This is a genomic window from Ignavibacteria bacterium, from assembly GCA_025612375.1.
In the GTDB taxonomy this organism is placed as follows: domain Bacteria; phylum Bacteroidota; class Ignavibacteria; order Ignavibacteriales; family SURF-24; genus JAAXKN01.
The window spans coordinates 234,734-257,231 of the sequence record JAAXKN010000003.1 but is presented as its reverse complement, the minus strand read 5'-3'; the positions used below and the strand labels follow the sequence as shown (position 1 = coordinate 257,231).

The following is a 22,498-nucleotide window of genomic DNA, read 5'->3' as shown; positions in this document are numbered from 1 at the left end:
GGTACTGCATTATCTCGATGTGGGAGAGTAGGAAGTCGCCAGGATTTTTATTTACAAGCCCTTTCCCTTTGGAATAGGGCTTTTTTTTTGCCCCCCTTTTCGCCTTCCCGGCATTCATCATTCATTAGTTTATATGTTACTCTATGAATCCCTTTATCTCTATATTGTATCATTAGCTGTAATCGCATGAGGCATTATGGGCATAAAAAAACCGCTCCGGTATTTTTACCTGAAGCGGTTATATTTTAACTAATATGTAACTAATGTCTTTCTATTTCTGCGCTGTGTCTTCGTTATATTTTATATCCATATTGTAGTTCCATTTATCGAAATATAGGTTGCCGCCTTTCCACTCAACTTCACCTCTCTGGAAATCAACCGTTTCACTTCTTGGGAACTCTTTCCTGGGGCTTAACTCCTTTGAAAAATCATCATTTACTACATATCTGTATGAATCCAGTCCGTTTGTATAAAAGTATTTTACTTTATTATCCTTTGAATAGTCCTGAATTCCGAATGACTGATCAACCGGTACCCAGCCGTAGCCTTCAAAATAAGCCTCACACCAGTCGTGCAGGTTTACTTCCACTGGATGCATCATCCATCCGCTCTGCCACTTTGCTGGAATTCCGTTGTATCTTGCCAGAGTCATAAACAGCAGAGTTTTTATGCCGCAGTCGCCGTGGCGGTTTTTAAGAGCGTATTCCGGAATATTCTCCAGAGTTGAATATTCACGTGCACCGGCCCAGGGAATATTGTCGTTAATCCATTTGAATATGAGCCTGGCCTTAAGGTACGGGTTTGTTTCCCTGCCTACAATCTGTTTGGAAAGCTTTTTAATGTTTTCAGAAAACACTATGTGAGGAGCACGTTCTGAAGTATATGTTTTATAGAATTCAGATGACTTATCATAAGGCTTAACATCTCCGGGCTCAATATTGAACCATTCGGAAGAGCAGGTGTAGGAAAGTTCCATCCTGAATACAGTTGGCTCATCTTTCACCGCGTCCTTTTCCATGTATAAGGTCCTCTGCAGGTTATCTTTATCTGAAAGGATGTAATTCTTATCGTTTACAGATAAGAGTTTAATATCTGTCTGTCTTTCTTTTCCCTCTCTCGGGTATGGAAGCCAGCACCTTATAGTCTCGCCGTCAGGGACAACGTTCGGCTTAACAGTAAGCGTATAAGTTATATGCATTTTTACAGGATCTGTAACTTTACTTTTGCCCTCTTCAGAATCCTTTACAACCTGAGGCACGTGAGTTTTCAGGAAATCCTTCAGGGCGTCTTTTGAGCCCTCAACTTTCTCTTTCTTAAGTTTTGCTTTTTTGTTTATCAGGAAGAGATTTGAAGCCGCACGGTTAAAGTATCTTTTCTGCCCGTCAATTATAGCCGATTCAAGAGAATAATCTTTTTCCCATTTCTCAAGCATCTTGTTATCAGCCTCAGGATAATATTTCTTTACATATTTCAGTATGTCATCGGCTGTCTTCTGGAAATCGAGCCTTATCCTGTCCATTTTATCCTTTTCAAATTTGAGGTCATTTACTTCCGCAATTGTAAGAGAATTAGAAGCAACGAGGGAATCGATCATTTTTGAAGCTTTTGTAAAATTGCCTTTTGAGATTTCCTGCTTGAGGGAAGAAAACTTCCCCGGAGAAGCATATAAGCTTCCGGCAATAAGTAAAAAAGAAATTAAGGTTTTCATACAGTTTCCACTTTTTCAGTTTGTTTAGAAGATTTTGGATCTATTGTTTGTAAAATAAATTCTACGAATTCCCGGAAGGCTCCGTCGCCTCCGCGGCGCTTGCAGACATAATCGACCATGTCAATTATGTCATCCATTGCATCCGAAGGAGCCGCCGTAAGGCCTGCGCTCTGCAGGATTTCAATGTCGTTTACATCATCGCCTATAAAAGCAATGTTTTCATATTCCAGCTTTCTTAGCGTACAGATTTCATCGAGGACCTGTTTTTTATCCCTGATGCCTATATAAATAAGATCAAGCTTAAGACGCTGGCCCCGGGCAGTAATAATTTCAGAATTATCACCGCTTACAATGCCGGTTTCAATTCCGCGTTCTCTAAGCCGGTTAACACCCATGCCGTCTTTTACATTAAAGCGTTTCATAACCATGCCGTCTGCTGTATAGTAAAGGCCGCCGTCGGTCCAGACTCCGTCAATATCGGTCAGAACGAGTTTTATTTTTTTTATCTTTTCCAGATTAAACATTTCAGGTTTAGTCAAATTCTGCTCCTTTTCCCACATTATTATTTTGAAAAAGTAAACTACAAAAAGAAAAAGTAATTTTCCTGCTCAAATTGCATACTGAAACTTAAAGTAAGTCCAAAAGGATGAGAAAAATTTCTTAAAATTATCGGGAATAATATGTAATTTTGTAAAATGAATTTATACCGAAATAAAATTTATATAAAATATAGAAAACCGGAGAAGGTAAAATAATGCAGATTTATAATACTTTGACCAGAAAAAAAGAAGAGTTTATTCCACAGAACCCGCCTGAAGTTACAATGTATGTATGCGGCCCCACGGTTTACGACCTGTTCCATATTGGGAATGCACGGTCATTTATCATGGCTGACATCATAAGGCGCTACCTGGAATACAAGGGCTATAAGGTAAAGTATGCAATGAATCTGACCGATATAGATGATAAGATAATCAGGAAATCCAACCAGGAAAATACCGACGCTAAACATGTGGCCGAAAAGTACATCTCTGCATTTTTTGAAGATACCGGAAAGCTCAACATCAAAAAGGCGGATATTTACCCCAAGGCGACTGAGCATATACAGGATATCATTGCAATGATCAAGGAGCTGGAAGACAGCGGGTTTGCATACAATGTGGACGGAAACGTGTTCTATGATGTTTCGAAATTCCCCGGTTATGGAAAACTGAGCGGAAAGAAAATTGATGAACTTGAGGCCGGTGCCCGCATAGAAATTAACGAGGAGAAAAAAAATCCTCTGGACTTTTCGCTGTGGAAAAAAGCCAAGGAAGGCGAACCCTTCTGGGAAAGCCCCTGGGGTAAAGGACGACCCGGCTGGCACATCGAATGCTCGGCCATGAGCACGAAGCACCTGGGTGAGACAATAGACATTCATGCAGGCGGAAGCGACCTTATTTTCCCTCACCATGAAAATGAAATAGCACAGTCGGAAGCCGCACACAAGGGGCACCAGTTTGTAAACTACTGGATGCATTTTGGATTTCTGAATATTCAGAATGAAAAGATGTCAAAGTCACTGGGGAATTTCTTTACTGCAAGGGATGTCCTGGCAAGGTATTCTCCCGAGACAATAAGACTTTTCTTTGCACAGACTCATTACTCAGGCCCGTTAAATTTCAGCGAAGAGCTCCTGCAGGCTGCTCAGAAGGGGCTTGAAAAGATATTAAACCTCGTTGAAAAGACGGACGAGGAGATTAAGTCGGATAATAAAGGGGAAATGCCTGAACTCGACATAGAAAAGTTCAAAAAAGATTTTGAAGCTGCAATGGATGATGATTTTAATACCCCCCAGGCAACTGCAGTAATATTTGATTTTGTAAGGGAAGCCAACCGCGCCGCCCAGCAGACTGAGAACGTTGACAGCCGGTACTACAGGAACGTGCGTGAATTTTTAACCCAAACAGCTCAGAATGTACTTGGAATTATCTCCTCAGGCGCAGGCGCAAAGGATGAAGGCCCTTCCCTTGAAAATGAGCTCGTGGAACTCCTGATCAGGCTCCGCCTTAAAGCCAGGCAGGAGAAAAACTTCGGGCTTTCTGATGAAATCCGCGATGAGCTTAAGAAGCTGGGTATAGTCCTGCAGGATCAGAAGGATAAGACAACATTTAAGAAGGTAAAAGAGCAATAATAAATAAAAGCTGTCCGGCCCTTGCATTTACGGAAAATTTTAGCGTTTATTGCCCCATAAATTAAAGATCCTGAAGGTATGAAAACTCATTATATAATTATCGTAATAGTTCTGCTTATAGCAGCATATTTTCTGAAACAATACGTCTTTAATATATATGAAGTTACATTCAGCCTCTCGGCAAAAGCGCTCTATGCAGACGGGGAATCGACAATAAGGATTGAGGCTGTCCCGGTAAATGCATTCGGTTTCAGGGCTCCTTTAAGAAAAGTTGCTGTTGTTTTTGATATAATGGAAGGCAAGGACCTGGTGGAAGTTGTAAGCAGCGACCTTCCGGGAGGCGTTATTGTATTAAAATCCCGGGCCGGGTCGGGAAAGGTTGTCCTGAGGGCCAGGTCGGAATTTCAGCTATTGCCCGCAATAATAGAAATTCCGGTGCTTTCAAGTATGGCCTGAAAAGGTTAAAACAGTGAATTCATTCTGAAATTGAAATAAATCGCCAGTTCATTCATGTGTAGGGGTTAGGCCATGAAACTTAAAGAAGTTTTAACGTTATTTTTCATTCTACTACTGCCTGCCGCAGTTTTTCCGCAGGGCCTGGCAGGCTCCGAAGCAGAAAACGAATCGGAGTATCTGATTGATGTGCCTACGGCAGGTGTACTGGAAAAAGGGCACGTGGGCGTAAATTTTTATATGATGCCGGCCGGCGTTGTAATGTCCAGGCTTGAGGTTGGAGCTTTTGAAAATTTCAGTTTCGGTATTTCCTACGGAGCTGCCAACTTTATCGGTACCGGAAGCCCGTTATGGTATAAACTGCCGGGCGTAATGCTTAAGGTAAAAGTAGTTGATGAATCAAATGGATTTCCGGCCCTCGCCCTGGGTTTTGATTCGCAGGGCAAAGGTGAATTCATTAAGAAAATTGATGACAAGGATATAAACCGTTTCAGGGTGAAATCTCCCGGCTTTTACGCTTCAGCTTCCAAAAATTTCCAGTTCCTGGGCTATTTAAGCCTCCACGGTACCCTTAACTACTCCCTGGAAAGGGAGGATGGCGACAAGGATCTGAACTTCTCTCTGGGCTTTGAGAAGACCCTGGGCTCCAGGCTGTCTTTTATCGCTGAATACGATTTTGCAATTAATGACAACACGGCAAATGCGCTCGGGGACGGGAACGGATACCTCAATGCCGGTGTAAGATGGTCATTAAGTGAGAATTTTACGGTGGGTTTTGATTTAAGGGACCTCCTTAACAATAAAAAACTTAATGCCGGAACAGCAGACCGCGCATTAAATGTACAATTTGTGAATCCAATCTTCTAATACTGTTGTATAATACTGTATAGAAAACAGTACAAGGCAGTTCACTCTTTGCTACACATTCCGGAAAATTATTCTCTGTTTTTCGCCGGATTCGGGGAATTATAGCAGGCATATTAATTGTTCTCCTATATGAAGGTGAAGTTTAAAAGGTGGCGATATGAAAAATTTGAAATATTTAATTTTAATGATCCTTCTTGTCTCTTTTGCCGGCCTTTATGGATGCTACACACAGGTTGCCACAAATGACGGGAGATACTCTAAGAGGTATCACGAGAGAGATTACGAAGACTCCTACGGGCAGAGGGACAGCAGCCTTTACGGCTACGATAACCAGGATAATGACACAAGCTATTATCCCGGGGGCGCAACAATTAACAATTACTACCTCTACGGTGACTCCTACCGCCCATTTTACAGAAGATATTACTGGGGATATCACCCCGGAATAAGCGTTGGAGTTTCGTGGGGGTGGAATGATCCATGGTACGATCCCTGGAGCTGGGCTGGCTGGTACGACAACTACTGGTTCAATGACCCATTCAATTCATACTATTACAATTATCCATACTTCTATCCGCCGTATTACGGCTCTTACTGGGGCCCGGGCTATGGCCACTATTACGGATGGGGAAACTGGAGCTCGTATAAGTACCGTTCAAATGACTACACAAGGCTTAGAAACAGCGACGGCGGACGCGGTACTATAGGTCTTAGGAGCAGGGACCTTTTGTCCCCGACCAGAGGTACAAACAGAACCCTTTACAAGACAAGAACACAGACCACCGATACAAGGAATCAGGTTTCAAGGACAAGAACAGGAGACGTAAGGACACGCGATCAGCAGCAGGGTACGCTCAGGAAAGGCAGCAGCAATACGCCTCAGCAGCAGAGAGACCCTCAGATCAGACGCGACAGGCAAAGAACAAATTCCGGCAGCTATAACCGCCCGAGAAACGAAGGCAGCAGGAATCAGGGCCAGAGGCGCGAGGGCAATAACAGAGGAAATTCTGAAAGAAAAAGATCCAATTATTACAACTATTACTGGCCTGACCAGCAGAGAGGGGGAAGCAATACTCCACAGTATAATCCCCCAACACAGCAGCAGTATAATCCTCCGCGCAGGGAGTCCAGAGACAATGGAAGCAGAAACTACAATCCTCCTCAGTCCAGAGGTGACGGTGGTTCAAGAGGAAGTAATCCTCCGCAGTCAAGAAACAGCGGCGGAAATGATAACGGAAGAAGAAGGTAAAGAATGAAACTTAATATATATATACCGGTCCTGATTACAGCAGCGCTTTCGGTATTCAGCGGATGCTATACTGTGGTCGAACATCCTGACGTGCAGGCTAAGGATGAAAACGGCTACACGTACAACAGCAAAGTTTATTTTTATGACGACTGTGCCAGCTGCCATTCAGATCAGCAGCCACAGAGGCAGATGACGCAAAGCGGTGAGCACCTCTCAATGTTCAAGGCTCATGAGGACACGGCATACGACAACGGATATTATTCAGAGGAAGAAAATTATTCTGAACAGTATTATTATCCGACACAGTATTACGGCGATTATGGACACTATTACAATACACCCTGGTGGTACACTGTAACTCCTCCGGGAGAGGTTACAAAAACACGTAATAACAACGACCGCCAGGCAACGCAGTATAACGGCAGGAGCCGTAATGAAAGCGGAGACCGCGGAAGAGATACACGCCAGAGTACGGATACACCAAGGCTGACATCGCCTACGGTAAGTACCTCATCTTCAGGCGGAAGCGGGAGCTCGTCTTCAAACTCAAGCGTTCAGACAAACACTGAACAGAACAAAACTGAGACCAGGAGCTCTTCGGATAATAATTGCAGCAGGAATTCAAACGATCAACCCAGATCAAGGAATAATGACAGCAACAGATCCAGCAATTCGGGGAGAAGATAAATGAAACGTACAGCTTTAAGTCTGGCACTCTTTTTAGCTTTTGGTTTTCTTACAGCAACAGTTAATGCCCAGAATGCCAGCGATGCACTAAGACTTTCTGACATCGGACTCGGTTCGGGAGCAAGAGCCCTCGGTATGGGCAATGCCTACCAGTCCTTAAGTGACGATTACTCTGCGGCATCCTTTAACCCTGCCGGCTTCGGCCTGCTTAAAAGAATGGAATTTGCCGGCGGACTTAATTTCTCAAAATTCAATAACAATACTACTTTCTTTGGCAGTACAACAGATTACTCCAACAGTTCAACAAATCTGAATCAGTTCAGTTTTGCTTTCCCTTTTCCTACAATCCGCGGAAGCCTCGTCTTTGCAGTAGGATATAACAGGGATAAGGATTTTAACGGGGCTGTAAACTTTAACGGATTTAATAACGGCCCGACCTCAATGATACGGGCTCTCGAGGGCCCAAATGACGTGTCCTATAATCTTTTCCTGACAGACACGGCAGGCATTACACCTATAAACGGGAACCTCAACCAGGATGGAACCATACTTTCAAGCGGGAGCATCGGAAAGTGGTCCTTCTCCGGGGCAGTTGAAGTTGCAAGAAATGTATTTGTAGGAGCAACTCTGAACATTGTAACAGGCTCGTACAACAGAACCAGGGATTATTACGAAACAGATAAGAGAAACGTTTACGGGGCCAATTTCCAGACGGATCCATTGGATCCCAGGACGGCAGATTTTCAGGAATTTTACTTAAACGACGTTCTTAATTGGGACATCTCGGGCTGGGACGCAAAGGTTGGTTTTATCTACCAGCTGAGCCCTATGACAAGGATAGGCGCCAGCATAAAATTCCCTACTTCATACACGATAAAGGAAGACTACACTGTTAACGGTACCAGTACTTTTGCTTCTCATATCTTTACACTGGACCCCCCCTTTGAAAGCAAGACGGAGTATGATATCAGCTCCCCTTATCAGCTGGCCGGCGGCGCTTCGGTTAACCTGAAAGGCCTTATCGTAAGCGGGGACGTGACGTATATAGATTTTACGCAGATGGAATTTAAGAGCGGCGGCGACCTTGATGCCCGGACAATCAGTGCCAATAATAAAATTATTAAGGAGGACTTCCGCGGAGTTCTTAACTATAACCTCGGCGCCGAATATACTATACCCGATATCAATCTCCGCTTAAGGGGAGGCTTTATCATGAACCCTTCTCCTTATAAAGACGATCCCTCTGAAAGGGACAGGAAATACCTGACGGGCGGCCTAGGCTTCCTGGCTGATGAAGCCTTCGCTTTTGACCTTGCATATGCATACGGATGGTGGAAAGATATAGGTGACAACTATACAGACGAATTCTACGGGTCAAACGTCTCAAGAACTTTTCAGGACATACGCAGCCACAACCTGATCCTTTCAGTATCCTACAGATTCTAATCTCTGAGATTTTTTAAGGAAGGTGGAAATTTTCATCCACCTTCCAAATTCATCCCTCGTTTAATCCAAAAAAAATCATTATTTTAAAATGTCTTATGGGTTTATTGCCTGAACTGGAGACATTTTATTATGCGGCTGAAAAAATTAAAAAATCTTGCAGGGGAAGCCTCCGTGGGCTTATTTTTAAGCCTCGGAATTCATACGGCTTTAATTGCAGCCGCAATCTTGTATAAAGTTCTCTGGCCTCAGTTCGGGAAAATCTCTTCTGTTGAAGTGGAACTGGTGGAAAACCGCAAGGCTGAAGCTGTAACGGGCATTCCCAAAGTGGTCTCTGCCATATCAAATTCTCAGGAAGAAACAGGGCAGATTAAAAGTGAACCTACAGCGCCTGAAATGCCGCCCATAACAAGGGACGCAGCCTCTGGCACAGGAAACATTCAGGCAAACGAGGAAGAAGGTGCGGGATCCGGAAACGTTCCAATCCCTTCCACTGAAGGTAAAGACGTCTTAAATATTGACGGGCTTTCACCCGATAAAAGAGGCCTGGGCAATACGGAATTTTCGGGAGGAAACGGAAATGCCGAAGGAGTGGGAAAAGGTGTCTTTGTTGCAACAGGCTTTGGCGGCTATGAGCCTGGGGGAGGCGGAATGGGAGATCTTCCGAGGCTTCCTTTCATTCCAAGGCAGGTTCTTGAAGTAGTGCCCGAAAAGCCGGGTGATAACGCCGAGGGCGAAATTGACCTCATACTAAGGATAGGCACCGACGGGCTGGTAAAAGAGCACAGGGTTAGCAGCAATACGACAAAATCAAGCAATTATCTTAATAATGTCGTTAAGGCTGCCTATAAGTCGCGCTGGGAGGCAGTTACCTATAAAGGCGGCAGGGTGGAATACTGGATAGAAAAAAAATACAGTTTCAATTAAAGAGTTAAATTTTTAGCAGGGAGGATCTATTAAAGGCATAGTTTCCAGGGTAGAAAGCAAAGATTGTTATGTCCTTGTTCCTGAAATCGGTAAGATTATAAGGTGTGCTGTAAAGGGAAAATTTAAGAATGAGTACAACTTAAAGAAAGATAAGCTCTACAAGGTAAACCTGGCTGTTGTGGGTGACAATGTGGAGTTTGAGGAAAACAGCGACGGAACGGGTGTTGTATACAAGATAAAAGAACGTGATAATTATCTTTCCAGAAAAGCCCCTAAAATAAAAGGCGCAGGCTACAGAGGAGAAAGGCTGGAGCAGGTAATTGCGGCAAACGTGGATAATCTCTTCGTCGTAAGCAGCGTCGGCATTCCTAAATTCAACAATAAGGCGGTCGACAGGCTCATAGTTGCAGGCGAAAGTTCAGGCCTCAATATCTATCTCATAATAAATAAAACGGATCTCGACAACGATTATGAGGCCGAAGCATGGAAAGAACTATACGAAACCGTGGGCTACCATGTAGTTGCCAGCAGTGCTGTAACGGGCGAGGGGACCGATGAGATCAGGGGCCTGCTAAAAGGAAAGAAAAATATCTTCTGGGGGCACTCGGGTGTAGGAAAGTCGTCGCTTCTTAACACAATGTATCCCTCCTTAAAATTCAGGACGGGTGAGACCAGTTCTTTTACACAGAAAGGGAAGCATACAACAGTTACAAGCATAATGGTAAGTGTTGAGCCTGAAACATACATAATTGATACTCCGGGAATAAGGGAGATTGATCCATACGGCATTACAAAGGAAAACCTCGGACACTACTTCATAGAATTCAAGCCTTATATAGACAACTGCCGTTTTAACACGTGCACGCATAACCACGAGCCCGGCTGTGCCGTCGTTGAGGCAGTAGAAGAAGAAAAGATTCCGGTTGAACGTTATGAAAGCTACCTTTACCTGCTTGAAACAATTGAAGAGGGGATAGTTTTCTGACATTTTGCGGGGATTAAGTTTATTTTATTGCAGCTCATTTGGGGTACTTCGTCCGGATGGGGCTCTGGAAAATTTCCGGGGTGTATTTCTGTTCTTTGCGGTTTATTTCTGTCCTGTGCGTTTTATTTTTCTTACTGCCATCAGCATATTGTAGATGATCCTTCTAACCACATTGTCCGGCACGCCGTCGAAGTGCCTCGACTGGAAGCGCATGTCGCACTGGTCGTTGACATAATCGACAACAATGAATTTCCCTTTTGTTGACAGTACGATCTCTGTTGAGAAAAAGTCAAGGCTTGTAAGCCTTGCTATTTTGCGCGTGTCGCGGAAGAGTTCCTGAAGGTGGTACTTATCTACTTCATCGTTTGTCAGTTCTGAATAATAGTGCGTCTGGTCGTCCCACCAGCAGGGGATTGCTTTACCGAAAGCCCAGAAAGAGCGGAACCAGGCGCGCCTCCCGTCGAGCATCTGCGGATAGATCTTCTCCTGAAGAAGATACTTGTCTTCATTATTGGTCATTCTTTCTTCAAGCACTTCCTTAAGCGTTTCGGCTCCCGTGACCACACCCATTCCTCCTCCCGTAGTGTTGCATGGCTTGATTATAAAAGGGCGGTCTAAAATTGCAAGGTCATCCAGGGATAAGTAGATCTCCTCTTCCTCGCTGAATGGGGGAATAATTATTGAGTACGGCGTATGAAGGCCTGCAGTAATAAATTCCAGGTGCATCGTGGCCTTGTCAATTGCGTGAGATACAAGCTTATAAGGATTAAAGACTTTTGTATTGCGCCTGGATAAAATATGGGCAATTTCCTCAAAGTCGTCATTTACATCAGAAGCCCTGTCAAGATAGCAGAGAATTGAAAGGCTGCGGCGCTTCAGCTTATCTATTACGTCAAAAACGTTATCTTCCCTTACGATATATGTAGTTATCTGCAGGTCGCGCGCCATGTCCTCAATAAGCCTTATAAAATCTTCATCATATTCCCATGTGTAGGCAAGAGCAAGATCAAATTTTTCCATAGGTAATCATTACTATAATTTATTAAATTGAATAATATGCACTTGGTAGAAAAATCCCTTTTATTAAAGAATTTATGAACAAATTTCCGTTTAGGATGTATAAGAACGGAAAATGCTTTAGTGCTATTATTCAGGAAAATTTTACCCTGTATGTAAAATTTTACGTAACTTTAATTAAGAAATAAAACATTTTATGCTTAAAAACACAATAATAATATTTGGCCTTGCTTTTTTGCTGTTCGGATGTTCTTCAGATAAAGTTCAGAAGAGTGACGATGACGGACTGCCAGATTCCACAGAAAGCCTCCAGTCGAAAGAAGCAATTGAACACTTTGTCGACGGCAGTATTGCAGATGCCAAGGGGGATTACTCTACCGCAATACTGGAATACCAGGACGCCCTAAGGATGGATCCCAAAGCCGGGGTTTATTACGCACTGGCAAAGGATTATCTTCTGACAAATAAACTCTCACTGGCTCTTAGCAATATAAACAGTGCAATAAAACTCGATTCAACTAATGTTGATTACTTTAATGTTCTTGCGGATGTTTATACAAACGGACATCAGATAGATTCAGCGGCTGCAGCCTACGAGAAAATTATTAAACTTGATTCGGGCAATGTTGCAGCTTACTATAACCTGGCAAATATTTACCAGCAGTCGAAACCTCTTCAGGCTCTGAACATGTACCAGAAGCTCCTGACTATTACCGGGCCCGAATGGAGCGTGCTGGCGCGCATTGCAGAGCTTTATGAACGCCTTGGAAATATGGATGAATCCGTAAAAACAATAGAGCAGCTCCTGACATTGGACCCTTCAAACGTTGAGGTACGCAAGCTCCTGATCGAATCCTACATAAAGGAGAACAAGTTCGACAAGGCAATAAGCGCAATTGATGAGCTTGAGGCAAAATTTCCGGAGGACCTTTCCTTAAGGGAAATGAAGGCGCAGATATTTCTCCAGCAGGACAACTGGCAGAAAGCTATGGACGAATACAGGGTAATACTTGAGAGCCCCGCGGTGCCGCTGGAATCAAAAATTAAAATCGGCTCAATCTATCTCACACAGGCAATGCGTGATTCCACACTCCTGCCGGTGACGAGGGAAGTTTTTGAAAAACTCGACCGCGACACTACAAACTGGCAGGTTAAGATGGTACTGGGTGAAATTGACCTCCGCGAAAGAAGAGATTCTGCTGCAATCTCGGAATTCAAACAGGTTACTGAACTCGCCAGGTGGAATGCCGACGCCTGGACTCGCCTGGGAGGACTTTATTTTGACAGCAGGAAGTATGAAGAGGCTGCAAAAATATTAAAAGAAGCCGTTGTGAACTTTCCGGATAATTTCCCGATAAACCTCATTCTGGGCCTGTCGCTTTCGCAGATGAACAGCTATTCAGAGGCAAAGCCTTACCTTGAGAAGGCGGTCAACCTTAATCCAAAGGACCTCACTGCGCTTTCGGCATACGGATATACCCTAAACCAGCTTAAGGAGCCCGAGGCTGCAGTCCATTACATAAAGGAAGCCCTGAACCTGGATTCAAACAACGTGGACCTGATAGGCACTCTGGGCCTTATCTATAACGCTCAGAAAAAGTGGCCCGAATGCGACAGTGCATACTCAAAGGCCCTCAGCCTCGATTCGAATAATGTGCTCATTCTTAACAACTATGCCTATTCACTTGCTGAAAGGGGATTGAGGCTTCCGGAGGCCCTGAAAATGGCTGAAAAAGCAGTCTCTATTGAGCCCGGGAATTCTTCCTACCTCGATACGTACGGCTGGGTTTTCTTTAAGATGGGTAATTACGAAAAGGCTGAAGAGTATATCAGGAAAGCTATTGCAATAGATTCCTCGAATTCTACACTGATTGAACACCTGGGCGACATAAATTTCAAGGCCGGGAAAAAAGGAAAGGCCCTTGAAATGTGGCACGAGGCTTATCAGTTAAATACAGATAATACTGAACTTAAGACAAAGATTGAAAAAGGAGAACTGTGAAAAAGTTACTATTAGTCCTGGTTTATTTACTGCCATTTTTTACTTTTATCTATGAAGGTTGTGTACCATCAAAACCGACCGAACAAGTTGAGATTCTGCCCTCGGAACGCTTAACAAAAAAACTGGAAGCCAACAGAAGAAAAATCAAGAACTTCGAGGGTACCGGTACAATAGAGATTAACACTCCCGAAGTTAATACTACGGCCAGCTTTAAGGTTGTAATGCAGAGGCCCGACTCGGTTTACCTTGAAGTATACGGCCCCTTCGGCATAGAGCTTGCACAGGCTCTTGTCACGAGCAATAATTTTTCTTTCTATGACGCCATGCATAATACACTCTATAAAGGAAACAGCAACAGCGACATACTGAAAAAAATATTCAAGGTTGATATGTCATTCAGCGACCTTACGGATGCTTTTGTGGGCGCTGTAAACCTTACGCAGAAACTTACACAGAATCCTTCAAATTACGAGATAGTCTACGACAAGTACGTCCTGACTTACAGCGATTCACTTACACAGGCAAAGACAAAGTATACGGTTGACATCAGGGACCTGGTTGTTACAAATTACCAGCTCTTTGGAACCACTGATAATCTTATTCTGCAAGGCAGCTATTCGAAGTTCAAGATCGTAAACGGCATACCCGTCCCATTCTTAACTGAAATAAAGAACAAATCTGAAAATCAGAACCTTAAGATAGAATACCGCAAGGTGGATGTTAATAAAAGAAATTCAAAAATCACTTTCGACATTCCTGAGGATGCCGAAGTGGTGAAATGGTAAATTAAAATCATTCTTCTAAGGGATATATATTTATCCCTTAGAAGATGTTTGCCACGGGGTGATTACTGTAATTTTGAAAAAATTTTTCGAAAATAATCTGAAACTATTTTTCAGACCCTTTTTTTTTGCTCAAACATTTCATCTATGGATAACAATAATTCCGCTAAATATTTCAGCTCTTTCTTTCATTTCAGAGATATATTGTTCAGTGATATATTGCCCCGGGGATATTTTTCTTCAGTCTTACTCACAATTATATTTTTATTTACTGCAGGCACTCTCTTAAGGGCACAGGAGAAGATTACGGATAAAAAAGCCGAGCTTAAGGAGCTGAAGCAGGAGATAAACCGCCTGGAAGAAGAGCTGAAAAAAAAGTCGAAGAAAGAAAAGATGTCCATTGAAATGCTTGAAAACTACAGCCGTCAGAACCACTATCTCAGTCAGCTCATAAATTCCATAAGATCAGAAGAAGAGGAAAAGGACAGGCAGATTGGCAAGACTGAAACTCAGGCCTCGGCAATAGAAAAGGAGATCGGGCGCTTAAAGGCGGTTTATGCAAAGTACGTCGTTCATCTCTACAAGCACGGCAAGGACAGCGAGCTGAACTCGGTTTTTTCCTCTGGCTCATTCAACCAGGCACTTGTAAGGTACAAATATCTTAAGAAAATATCCCTGCAAAGGCAGAAGAACATAGCAGATTTAAAAGAAAAGCAGGATGAACTTTCTATGCTTCAGAAAAAGCTCGTAGATGAAAGGGATGAAAAAAGGGCCATTGCAGAAGAAAAGCAGAAGGAAGAAAAAAGCCTAAATGCAAAGCTTGCTGAAAGAAAATCCATTCTTGCCGGCTTAAGAAACGACAAGAACTCACTTAGAAAAGAGCTTGAGCTGAAGAAGAAGGCCGAAGGGGAGATCAGAAACCTGATTTCAAGGCTGATTGAAAAAGAAGAAAGAAGGAGATCTGCAGAAAAGAAAGCGGCCGAAGAAAAACGGAAACAGCTCCTGGCAAAGCTTGAGAAGGCGAAGAAAAATAAAGAAAGCAGAGAAAATAAAGAGACCTCAACACGGATTGTAAATAAAAATCAAAGCGTTACAAAAGAAGAGGTTAAAGAAGTTGTTTCGGCTGAAAATGAAATCCCGGCCGAGGATTATGCATACAGCGGCATGGAGTCGTTTTCATCTTTAAGGGGGCGCCTGCACTGGCCTGTCAACAGCGGTAAGGTCATCAGGAAGTTCGGTGAGAACAGAAACTCAAAACTAAACACGGTGACATTAAACTACGGCATTGACATTAAAGCCAATGACACTGACGTTAAATCCGTCTGTGACGGAATTGTCTCGGCAGTCAACTGGGTGCCGGGTTACGGCAGCGTTCTCATCATTACGCACAAAAATGGCTTCAGGACCGTTTACGGCCACCTGGGAGAGATACTTTTAGGTGAAGGGGCCAGGGTTAAGGCCGGCACCGTAATAGGCAGGATCAGTGAAAGCCTGGAAGGGAGCATACTCCACTTTGAAATCTGGAACGAGCGCTCAAACCAGAACCCCGAAGTGTGGCTGGGAAGAAGATAATTCAGCCCATGTGAAAGAAAGTTCACTTTGAATTAAATTATTCCGGCTATATCGCCTGCCATTAGAATAAAAAAGACATTATTTTACCCCTGATTTGAAGAAAATCTGAACCTTCGATATTTCGTCATACCACCTTCCTGTTTCATATGGCTCAATTCTGAACTTATTCTTATATTTACACCCCTAAAGGGTAAAAAAACGGTGTTAATTTAATGTCCTCTCTGCCGATAATAGAGTTTTAGGACATGATACAATTTGAGGAGTTAAATGAAAAAGCTATTTATCATTATTTTTATTCTTTCCTTTCTTCAGGTTACGAAAGCTCAGTACACTTCTTTATATCCCGGCGCTAACCAGGGCGGCCTTCAGGGCGGCATGGGAATGACCTGGATCGATGGTAAACCTTACTATACACTGCATTTCAGGCCGGAGGTCTCCTTTGCCAACTGGGGCCTGGGGCTCGACCTTAATCTCGACTTCGATACTCAGGGGAAAATGCGCAAAGAAAACTTCAACGAATTTTCTGATTACCTCTCCGTAATCCGTTATGTCAGATACGGCTATAAGGGCGATGCCCTCTACGGAAGGCTCGGTGCTCTGGATTATGCCTCACTGGGGCATGGAAGCATTATTTATATGTATAACAACAGCCCCAGCTTCGACGTCCGTAAAGTCGGCCTTGAGCTGGATATGGATTTCGATCAGTTCGGCTTTGAAACCGTATACGGCAATTTCGGCCAGGCCGGCGTAACAGGCATGAGAGGCTACGTAAGACCCCTTAAATTCACCTCTCTTGCAGAGGTCCCCGTTATAAGCAATCTTGAAATTGGCGCCTCGTTTGCCGAGGACTTCAATAAATATTCAGGCGTGACAAAGGCTGCTTTTAACGACAGCACTAAACAGCTTGATGTTCTTGAAGATATGGGAAGAACTAAAATTGTGGGTTTTGATTTAGGCCTGCCGATTCACATAACAGACATGTTTACAGCTACCCCATACTTCGATTACGCTAAAATTGTAAACTTCGGCCATGGTACTTCCTTAGGCTTAAAACTCGACCTGCACGGGCTCGGGATCGTCTCGGCACAGGCCAAACTGGAAAGAAGGTTTAATGGTGATAACTACCTCCCTTCATACTTCAACTCTCTTTACGAGATTGAACGTTTTATGGTCGACAAAAACGGGAATACTGCCGAGAGTAAAGACGGCTATATCAGCAAGGCCGCAAGGCTTCAGAACCTTACAGATCCGGGTAACGGCTACTATGGCGAACTGCTCGTAAGGGTGTTTAACGCATTTGACATACTTGGAAGCTACCAGAGGCTGGATAAAGACCCGAAAAGCGGAATCCTTCACCTTGTAACGGACATCTCTCCTAAAGACGGCTCCTATGTTGCTAGAGCAGGTTATGACAAAATAAATATTGAAGGCGAAAGGGACCTTTTCAGGCTTGACGACCGCTCGTACCTCTATGCCGAGGTAGGCTATAAACCGATTCCTTTTATGCTCGTTTCACTGGTTTACAACTGGACTTTCAGTCCTGTAAGGGAAGCAAATAGCAACGTGGTTGATTTTGTTCCGCAGAAGAAAATTGAGCCGAGGGTTTCTTTTGTTTATCCTTTCGGGATGTAGTTTTCTTTGAAATAATTACAAAAAAAAGCGCTCAGGCTATAAACTGAGCGCTTTTTTAATTTCTGCCGGGTAGGCTTCTTTTAAGGCTTTTTCAATGTTCTTCCGTTCAATGGAGTAGCGTATAGTCCTGAAGAGAAGGCTCGTATCGATCTGTCCTTTAATGAGGTAATCCTGCGCGCCCATTTTAACGGCTTCAAAACCGAGATCCTCGTCGTCAAGGCCCGTCATAATGACTACAGGAATAGAAGGAGCCTTTTCAAGCACTTTCTTAAGTGTACCGAGCCCCGTGCTGTCCGGTAGCCCAAGATCCAGAAGTATTATGTCGAAGCTTTTATGATCAATGCATTCAAATGCCGTTGAGAGCTGAAGATTGTGCTGAAGCAAGTACCTTCTGTTTTTGGCCTCCTTAAGCATCTCGCCGATGAGCATGGCATCGCCAAGATTATCTTCAATCATCATTATTCTTATCGTACTGGTGTTCATATCCTCTCTTATTATGATAAAAAAATGGAAGGTTAGGCTCCCGCACTCATTATTGCCCTTTAAATTTGCGGGAAGAAGACACAACTTAAATTAATAAGTATAAAAAATTTTAGTCCCAAATAAAGGAAAATTTACAAGGGCGGCAATCCCAAATCCGGTGCCCTTTATTGTAAGAAAAGGCAGGCTGGTATGGGCCAAAGTGCGGCAAAAAAACTAAAATACTTATTGCAAAGGACTATTTATTCCATTAAATTAGATGTGCTATGAAAAAAGTTTCCTTTGTAAAGATGAGCGGGGCCGGCAACGATTTTATTCTTTTTGATAAAAAAACGGCCCCTGAACTGGCTTTGACTTCTGAAGCTATACTGAAAATGTGCTCCAGGAGGACGGGTATAGGTGCTGATGGTGTTCTTGTAATTGATGATGCTGAAGGCTATAATTTCAGTATGGAGTATTATAATTCCGATGGTTCAACGGGTACCTTATGCGGCAATGGCGCCAGGTGTGCCCTGCGGTATGCGGACTTCAGCGGCAGAATACCTTCACAAAGAGCAAGGTTTGTTTCAAACGGGGAAACTTATAGCGGAGAGATCTTAAGGCCTGACTATGTTAAATTTAATTTCGGCCTGCCAAAAGATTACAGGCCTGAAATGAGCCTCATGGCATCGGGGCAGCACATCAAGGCTTCCTACATCAACACCGGCTCACCCCACGTTGTTGTAAAAGCTGAAGCTGTCTTAAAGCCCGGAAGTTCAAAAGAAGTTTACTGGGATTTGAACGAATTCCCGGTATTTGATTTAGGCAGGCAGATTAGATACTTAAATGACTTTGCCCCTGCGGGAACAAACGTTAATTTTATTAAAATTTCTGAAGGCAAAGTTTTTATACGCACATATGAAAGAGGAGTTGAAGATGAAACATGGGCCTGCGGAACAGGCTCGGTTGCTTCGGCCCTTGTGTGCTACTTTAAGGGAGAACTGAAGTCTCCAATTACCCTTATTACAAAAGGGGGCGACGAGTTAAAGGTAGAGTTTAAGGCTGATGGAGAAAATATAAGGGATCTGTCCCTGAGCGGTCCGGCTGTAATTACTTTTACCGGAGAATTTTACAAAAACCTATATTTTTAAAATGGAGAAATTATGGCTAAAGTTATCTTTTCAATTCAATATGACGTGGTACCAACCAAGAGAGATGAATATTTTAATATAATGCGCGAATTGAAAACACTTGTTGCAAGCAATGGACTGCTTAGCTATTCAATTTATGAGAAGAAAAATAAACAGAACAGTTTTGAAGAAGTTTATACTTTTGAAAGCGATGAGGCCTATGAGGCTTTTGACGACAACCAGAATGAAAGAATCGACATACTGATGTCAAAGCTCTCAGACCTTATTAAGGAAAATTCTACAAAATATACTACAATGTATGAGGTCCTGGACTAAATTGCCCGTAGGCAGTTTTTTGAAAAGGAACCTTTGTTTTTTTTGAATCTTTTTTAGGTCATTTCTCTTTGAGGCAGTGACCTTTTTTTTGCTCCAAAGGGCTTTTTACGTGAAGAAAATTCCATTTTAAGACTTCATAATATTGCTTAAATTAGCCTGACTGATTAAATTGTTTTTTATCCCTCTTTTTGAAAAGAGGAGACATATTTTATTAAGTTTTGAATAAGTTTTGAAAAGTCTTAAGGAGTCGTAAATGAAAATTAAGCCGCTTTATATTTATATAGGCGTAATTGCTGCAGCCGTTGTGTTTCTGATTATATTTTCAACCTCAGGTAACAAATCTGAAAAGAGCTCCCAGATGCCTCAGGATGAGGTCCATCAGGGGCTGCAGGGCGGAAAGGGGCCCTCATCGGCAGACTTAAGCGAGGACATAAAGCAGAAAATGGCAGCCTTAAAGAGCAATTATGAAAAAAATCCCGGCGATACGCTAAGGGCAAGAGAATATGCAGAGTTTCTGGCGGCAGCCCACAAGCCTGAAGTGGCAATACCTATCTATGAAAATATTCTGAAAAAAGGCCCAAAAAGAACAGATATAAGGTTTTCACTAGGACTTGTTTATTATAACCGGGGTGATTACAATAAAGCTGAAGAACTGGTTAACAGCGTTCTTGCTTACGACAAGAACAACGTTCAGGCAAAATATAACCTGGGCGCAATTGCCTCAAGCAGGGGCGACGTCCAAAAAGCTAAGAGCATCTGGCAGGATATAGTTAAAAACTATCCGAATACCGAGTTTTCGACCATGGCACAGGAAGCCATACAGATGACCGGGGCAAAATAAAGCTCCTTATTTATGCACTAAAAGGGGCTTTAATGACAAAATTTCCTTCTTTTCTCTAATTGGAATTATATCTATATTTAACAGCCAAAATTTAGACTTATGGTCGAATACGTTGGAGCAATACATATCCATTCGGTTTTCTCAGACGGTTCGGGCGAAGTAGCCCAGATTGCTGCTTTGGCTGACGAGGCGGGTCTGGATTTCATAATTCTGACGGATCATAATACTCTTAGAGCTCTTAAAGAGGGATATGAAAAGTGGTACGGCAGAACGCTGCTTTTAGCCGGATGTGAGATTAACGATAAGGAGAATAAAAACCACTACCTGGCTTTTAATATCTCGGAGACCTTCTCAACAAGGCTCCCGGCCAGGGAAATAGTGCGGAAAGTTAAGGACGCCGGGGGCATCGGCTTTATTGCCCATCCGCACGAAAAGAGGACTTCCATGAAAGAGCATCCCCCTTATCCCTGGACTGAATGGGATACGGAGGATTTTACCGGCATCGAGATCTGGAATCATATGTCGGAATGGATGGAGGGCCTGACGGAGGAAAACAAATACCAGTGGTTCATGCATCCCTTGCGTTCCATTGTTGCCCCGCAGTCTGAGACTTTAGAGCTGTGGGACCATCTGAACACACAAAGAAGGGTAGTGGGCATTGGAGGCGTTGATGCGCATGCACATAAGGTTAACCTCCTGGGCTTCTTTGAGGTTGAAGTTTTCCCCTATAAAGTGTTGTTCAAATCGATCAGAACTCATATTTTAGCATATGAGAAAATAGAAAATGATGGCACACCGGAATCGGTGCTGAAAGCCAGAAATGTTATTTATGAGGCTCTCAGAGCCGGTAGATGCTTCGTTGCAAATTATTATCATGCTGATGCCTCGGGCTTCAGATTCTTTGCCGAGTCGGAAAACAGAATTTTCCAGATGGGAGAGGAAGTTCCCCTCCGCAATAACACGAGGCTCAGGGTATTACTGCCGAATATGAGCGGGGAGATAAGGCTCATTAAAAACGGCATAGTATACGACAGGGTGGAAAATATTGATGCCGAGTTCCATATTGCAGAACCGGGAGCCTACAGGGTGGAAGTTTATCTGGAGAAGAAAGCCTGGATTTTCTCGAATCATATAAGGATCAGGTAGTTCCGGCAGACTATAGATAAATTTTATTTTGATGAAGCTTTGCTGAATAAATTTTTGTATTTTACTTCAGGTATGCGCCCATAGTTCAACTGGATAGAACGTCGGATTCCGGTTCCGAAGGTTGGGGGTTCGATTCCTCCTGGGCGTACAAATTCAGGACACAGAAAGCCCTGAATACTTTGTGAAGAGTTTATTTTATATTTTTAATCGGGAGATGAAAAGTGCTAACAAAAAGGAAACATATTTCCAAAAAGGAGATAAAAGAAGATAGGCTTGTAACTTCTTACTATCAGGCAGTGAAATTTTTCGACCAGTACAAGTCACAGGTCTACATCTATGCAATTGCACTCGTTGTTGTTGTTGCCGGAGTTTACTGGTACTTAAGCAATAAGGCAGCCAACAATGAAAAAGCCAACGTAGAGCTCTCAAGAGTTATGGGATTATATGATTCCGGGGCTTATCAGGAAGCAATTGACGGCAGGGCCGGCACGAACGTCATCGGATTAAAGAAAATTGTTGAAGAATACGGCAGCACCGAAAATGGTGAAACAGCCAAGATATTCCTTGCAAATTCATACAATATGCTCGGTAAGTTCGACGAAGCTTTTAAGTATTATGACGACTACAGCGGCAGCATCGATATGTTCAAGGCTACAGCTTTGGCCGGAAAGGGAAGCTTTTATGAGGCTAAAAACCAGCTCGAAAAAGCAGCAGATTCCTTCCGCGACGCAGCTCACGTTTCCAAGGAAAACGTGAACAATGCAGATTACCTGCTCAGTTCCGGAATTGACTACTATAAGGCTGGCAGTAAGGATAAAGCCATGGAGCAGTTCAATAAAATTAAAGATGAGTACAAGACCTCAATGGCCCTCAGAGAGGCCGAACAGTACCTGGCCCTTGACAAATAATCAGGCAAAAAGTTTTCAAAGCCGTGGTTAACTATCACGGCTTTTTTATTTTTATAGACGGGGGCCCTCTTTTTTTCTATCTCCTCCCGTAAACAACTGTAATTACAGCATTTGCATGGAACGCCAATGCTTCTTATTTCTTGACTTTATAGGCGTTCATAACTATATTTTTCTATCCAAT

21 protein-coding genes and 1 tRNA gene are annotated in these 22,498 nt (G+C 43.1%); 18 read left to right on the top strand and 4 right to left on the bottom strand.

What is annotated here, in order from left to right:
- Window positions 1-271: 271 nt before the first annotated feature.
- Window positions 272-1,708: a transglutaminase domain-containing protein gene (locus tag HF312_04285; GenBank protein MCU7519409.1), complete on the bottom strand. Its 1,437-nt coding sequence runs from the start codon at window positions 1,706-1,708 to the stop codon at window positions 272-274.
- A complete protein-coding gene (locus HF312_04280; protein MCU7519408.1) occupies window positions 1,705-2,232 on the bottom strand; it encodes an HAD-IIIA family hydrolase in 528 nt (175 codons plus the stop codon). The genes HF312_04285 and HF312_04280 overlap by 4 nt, the downstream gene beginning before the upstream one ends.
- Window positions 2,233-2,462: 230 nt before the next feature.
- Between HF312_04280 and HF312_04275 the strand changes: the two genes are divergently transcribed.
- The 8 genes from HF312_04275 to rsgA all read left to right on the top strand — a co-directional run bounded on the left by HF312_04275 (window position 2,463) and on the right by rsgA (window position 10,492).
- A complete protein-coding gene (locus tag HF312_04275; GenBank protein ID MCU7519407.1) occupies window positions 2,463-3,881 on the top strand; it encodes a cysteine--tRNA ligase in 1,419 nt (472 codons plus the stop codon).
- 78 nt (window positions 3,882-3,959) lie between these two features.
- Window positions 3,960-4,337 (top strand): hypothetical protein, encoded by a 378-nt coding sequence (locus HF312_04270; protein MCU7519406.1) that lies wholly within the window; start codon window positions 3,960-3,962, stop codon window positions 4,335-4,337.
- A gap of 72 nt (window positions 4,338-4,409) precedes the next feature.
- On the top strand, window positions 4,410-5,201 hold the full coding sequence (locus tag HF312_04265) for a YjbH domain-containing protein (protein ID MCU7519405.1): 792 nt from the start codon (window positions 4,410-4,412) through the stop codon (window positions 5,199-5,201).
- A 157-nt stretch (window positions 5,202-5,358) separates the two neighbouring features.
- Window positions 5,359-6,450 carry a hypothetical protein gene (locus HF312_04260; protein MCU7519404.1) on the top strand — a complete coding sequence of 364 codons (1,092 nt, stop codon included), beginning with the start codon at window positions 5,359-5,361 and terminating at the stop codon, window positions 6,448-6,450.
- A 3-nt stretch (window positions 6,451-6,453) separates the two neighbouring features.
- On the top strand, window positions 6,454-7,137 hold the full coding sequence (locus tag HF312_04255) for a hypothetical protein (protein MCU7519403.1): 684 nt from the start codon (window positions 6,454-6,456) through the stop codon (window positions 7,135-7,137).
- Window positions 7,138-8,583, top strand: coding sequence for a hypothetical protein (locus HF312_04250; protein ID MCU7519402.1), 1,446 nt, complete (start codon window positions 7,138-7,140; stop codon window positions 8,581-8,583). It begins immediately after the preceding gene.
- A 129-nt stretch (window positions 8,584-8,712) separates the two neighbouring features.
- Window positions 8,713-9,507 (top strand): hypothetical protein, encoded by a 795-nt coding sequence (locus HF312_04245; protein MCU7519401.1) that lies wholly within the window; start codon window positions 8,713-8,715, stop codon window positions 9,505-9,507.
- A gap of 190 nt (window positions 9,508-9,697) precedes the next feature.
- Window positions 9,698-10,492 (top strand): ribosome small subunit-dependent GTPase A, encoded by a 795-nt coding sequence (rsgA, locus tag HF312_04240; protein MCU7519400.1) that lies wholly within the window; start codon window positions 9,698-9,700, stop codon window positions 10,490-10,492.
- A 102-nt stretch (window positions 10,493-10,594) separates the two neighbouring features.
- Here the strand turns inward: rsgA and HF312_04235 are convergent, their stop codons facing one another.
- The gene (locus HF312_04235) at window positions 10,595-11,512 is read right to left on the bottom strand and encodes a hypothetical protein (protein MCU7519399.1); all 918 of its coding nucleotides are present in this window, start codon (window positions 11,510-11,512) and stop codon (window positions 10,595-10,597) included.
- A gap of 193 nt (window positions 11,513-11,705) precedes the next feature.
- Here HF312_04235 and HF312_04230 point away from each other — a divergent pair, with 193 nt between their 5' ends.
- The 4 genes from HF312_04230 to HF312_04215 all read left to right on the top strand — a co-directional run bounded on the left by HF312_04230 (window position 11,706) and on the right by HF312_04215 (window position 17,497).
- A complete protein-coding gene (locus HF312_04230) occupies window positions 11,706-13,511 on the top strand; it encodes a tetratricopeptide repeat protein (protein ID MCU7519398.1) in 1,806 nt (601 codons plus the stop codon).
- Entirely contained in the window at window positions 13,508-14,296 is a 789-nt protein-coding gene (locus HF312_04225; protein MCU7519397.1) for a DUF4292 domain-containing protein, read from the top strand. Before HF312_04230 ends, HF312_04225 begins: the two co-directional genes overlap by 4 nt.
- 201 nt (window positions 14,297-14,497) lie before the next feature.
- Entirely contained in the window at window positions 14,498-15,865 is a 1,368-nt protein-coding gene (locus HF312_04220) for a peptidoglycan DD-metalloendopeptidase family protein (protein MCU7519396.1), read from the top strand.
- Between the two features lie 267 nt (window positions 15,866-16,132).
- Complete coding sequence (locus HF312_04215; protein ID MCU7519395.1) at window positions 16,133-17,497, top strand: hypothetical protein; 1,365 nt, start codon at window positions 16,133-16,135, stop codon at window positions 17,495-17,497.
- 36 nt (window positions 17,498-17,533) lie between these two features.
- On the opposite strand, the gene HF312_04210 is transcribed toward HF312_04215, so the two are convergent.
- Window positions 17,534-17,980: a response regulator gene (locus HF312_04210; GenBank protein ID MCU7519394.1), complete on the bottom strand. Its 447-nt coding sequence runs from the start codon at window positions 17,978-17,980 to the stop codon at window positions 17,534-17,536.
- Between the two features lie 263 nt (window positions 17,981-18,243).
- Here HF312_04210 and HF312_04205 point away from each other — a divergent pair, with 263 nt between their 5' ends.
- From HF312_04205 to HF312_04180, 6 genes are all read left to right on the top strand, one after another.
- The gene (locus tag HF312_04205) at window positions 18,244-19,107 is read left to right on the top strand and encodes a diaminopimelate epimerase (protein ID MCU7519393.1); all 864 of its coding nucleotides are present in this window, start codon (window positions 18,244-18,246) and stop codon (window positions 19,105-19,107) included.
- Window positions 19,108-19,119: 12 nt separating this feature from the next.
- On the top strand, window positions 19,120-19,422 hold the full coding sequence (locus HF312_04200) for a hypothetical protein (protein ID MCU7519392.1): 303 nt from the start codon (window positions 19,120-19,122) through the stop codon (window positions 19,420-19,422).
- Between the two features lie 253 nt (window positions 19,423-19,675).
- Window positions 19,676-20,263, top strand: a complete 588-nt coding sequence (locus HF312_04195) for a tetratricopeptide repeat protein (GenBank protein ID MCU7519391.1) — start codon at window positions 19,676-19,678, stop codon at window positions 20,261-20,263.
- 99 nt (window positions 20,264-20,362) lie between these two features.
- Window positions 20,363-21,409: a CehA/McbA family metallohydrolase gene (locus HF312_04190; protein MCU7519390.1), complete on the top strand. Its 1,047-nt coding sequence runs from the start codon at window positions 20,363-20,365 to the stop codon at window positions 21,407-21,409.
- Between the two features lie 74 nt (window positions 21,410-21,483).
- Window positions 21,484-21,557: transfer RNA gene (locus HF312_04185), tRNA-Arg, on the top strand.
- A 73-nt stretch (window positions 21,558-21,630) separates the two neighbouring features.
- Window positions 21,631-22,317, top strand: coding sequence for a hypothetical protein (locus HF312_04180; GenBank protein MCU7519389.1), 687 nt, complete (start codon window positions 21,631-21,633; stop codon window positions 22,315-22,317).
- Window positions 22,318-22,498 lie beyond the last annotated feature (181 nt).

What these genes read in the sequence shown, in the direction of transcription:
- HF312_04285 (MCU7519409.1), bottom strand. Translation starts at nt 1,708, where the DNA reads ATGAAAACCTTAATTTCTTTTTTACTTATTGCCGGAAGCTTATATGCT.
- HF312_04280 (MCU7519408.1), bottom strand. Translation starts at nt 2,232, where the DNA reads ATGTTTAATCTGGAAAAGATAAAAAAAATAAAACTCGTTCTGACCGAT.
- HF312_04275 (MCU7519407.1), top strand. Translation starts at nt 2,463, where the DNA reads ATGCAGATTTATAATACTTTGACCAGAAAAAAAGAAGAGTTTATTCCA.
- HF312_04270 (MCU7519406.1), top strand. Translation starts at nt 3,960, where the DNA reads ATGAAAACTCATTATATAATTATCGTAATAGTTCTGCTTATAGCAGCA.
- HF312_04265 (MCU7519405.1), top strand. Translation starts at nt 4,410, where the DNA reads ATGAAACTTAAAGAAGTTTTAACGTTATTTTTCATTCTACTACTGCCT.
- HF312_04260 (MCU7519404.1), top strand. Translation starts at nt 5,359, where the DNA reads ATGAAAAATTTGAAATATTTAATTTTAATGATCCTTCTTGTCTCTTTT.
- HF312_04255 (MCU7519403.1), top strand. Translation starts at nt 6,454, where the DNA reads ATGAAACTTAATATATATATACCGGTCCTGATTACAGCAGCGCTTTCG.
- HF312_04250 (MCU7519402.1), top strand. Translation starts at nt 7,138, where the DNA reads ATGAAACGTACAGCTTTAAGTCTGGCACTCTTTTTAGCTTTTGGTTTT.
- HF312_04245 (MCU7519401.1), top strand. Translation starts at nt 8,713, where the DNA reads ATGCGGCTGAAAAAATTAAAAAATCTTGCAGGGGAAGCCTCCGTGGGC.
- HF312_04235 (MCU7519399.1), bottom strand. Translation starts at nt 11,512, where the DNA reads ATGGAAAAATTTGATCTTGCTCTTGCCTACACATGGGAATATGATGAA.
- HF312_04230 (MCU7519398.1), top strand. Translation starts at nt 11,706, where the DNA reads ATGCTTAAAAACACAATAATAATATTTGGCCTTGCTTTTTTGCTGTTC.
- HF312_04215 (MCU7519395.1), top strand. Translation starts at nt 16,133, where the DNA reads ATGAAAAAGCTATTTATCATTATTTTTATTCTTTCCTTTCTTCAGGTT.
- HF312_04210 (MCU7519394.1), bottom strand. Translation starts at nt 17,980, where the DNA reads ATGAACACCAGTACGATAAGAATAATGATGATTGAAGATAATCTTGGC.
- HF312_04205 (MCU7519393.1), top strand. Translation starts at nt 18,244, where the DNA reads ATGAAAAAAGTTTCCTTTGTAAAGATGAGCGGGGCCGGCAACGATTTT.
- HF312_04200 (MCU7519392.1), top strand. Translation starts at nt 19,120, where the DNA reads ATGGCTAAAGTTATCTTTTCAATTCAATATGACGTGGTACCAACCAAG.
- HF312_04195 (MCU7519391.1), top strand. Translation starts at nt 19,676, where the DNA reads ATGAAAATTAAGCCGCTTTATATTTATATAGGCGTAATTGCTGCAGCC.
- HF312_04190 (MCU7519390.1), top strand. Translation starts at nt 20,363, where the DNA reads ATGGTCGAATACGTTGGAGCAATACATATCCATTCGGTTTTCTCAGAC.